Annotated in this window: 1 protein-coding gene; it reads right to left on the reverse strand. The window is 65.4% G+C overall.

Annotation, left to right across the window (positions count from 1 at the left end; genetic code table 11):
- Positions 1–723: type VI secretion system tube protein TssD (gene tssD / locus WX88_RS31180; RefSeq protein WP_046247492.1), on the reverse strand; the 723-nt coding region annotated here is incomplete at its 3' end.
- Positions 724–982 lie beyond the last annotated feature (259 nt).

The raw sequence follows: 982 nt of genomic DNA on the forward strand, positions 1-982 counted from the left end.
GGCTTTTTCCCGCGCCAATTCCTGGGCTTTATTGCCCTTGGGGTCCCGACCATCGGGTTTGGTCTTTTTGCGGTTCTGGTAAGCATCGCGGTTGGCGAGGAACTCGGCCACGGTGAGCCGGTTCATCCCCTGCTGCTGGCCCGTGAGCTGGCGCACGTACTCGCCCCGGTCCAGGGCGGGCTTGTGTTTGGTCGCCCCCTTCACCTCAAACGGCGGGTCGGCCGTGATGCATGGCAGGCGCGGCACTCCGTCGGCCCCCACCACGAAGGGCCGGGCCGCCGCCGCCGCGACGGCCACGGGCGGCGTGCCGTGGTCCCGTGCGGCTGGGGCCACGAAGGGCGTAGCGGGCCCGCCGGTATTGAAGGCGAGCTTAGGGGCGGCGATGCTTACGTGACATACATAGGAGCCTTCATTGGCATTACCCGACTCGAACATCTCCTGGTAGTCCACGCAGTGGCCCGCTTCCCAGCTCACCGTTTCGCGGGGCGAGCCGCCCTGGGTGTCGTAGAATACCACGTGCCCGGCCAGGGGCCGATGGGGCGTGGCGGCCCAGTCGGGCAGGAAATCGTCGGCTGGCACGTCGGCCACCGCGTCGAGGCGGCCGTGGCGCACGCGCTCGACCGGGCGGCCCCGTTCGCCGGTGGCCTGCTGCACCCCATAGGTGCAGGAGCGCAGCGGGTAGACGTGGCCCGCCACATGCAATTCAGCATAGAAAGAAGCCATAGTAGATAGCTGTGAAAAGGAGGGGGCAAAGCTACGCCGTCGCGGCGCAGGAGAAAAATTGCTGATAAAGTTGGTTGTATAGAAATACTACCTACCTTGCAGCCGTGTTTCACTTACCCCCTTCTCTTTCATACCCGGTACCTACTCCCTAACCGACCTCACGACCCAGGCTATCTGTGCCGCCGCCCTGCTCCCCTTGCGCCTGCGGCGCGATGAAGCCGCCGCCGAAGTGAGCGCCATCACCTTTGCCCTCCAGGTA

The organism is Hymenobacter terrenus (genome assembly GCF_000972495.1).
Taxonomy (GTDB): domain Bacteria; phylum Bacteroidota; class Bacteroidia; order Cytophagales; family Hymenobacteraceae; genus Hymenobacter; species Hymenobacter terrenus.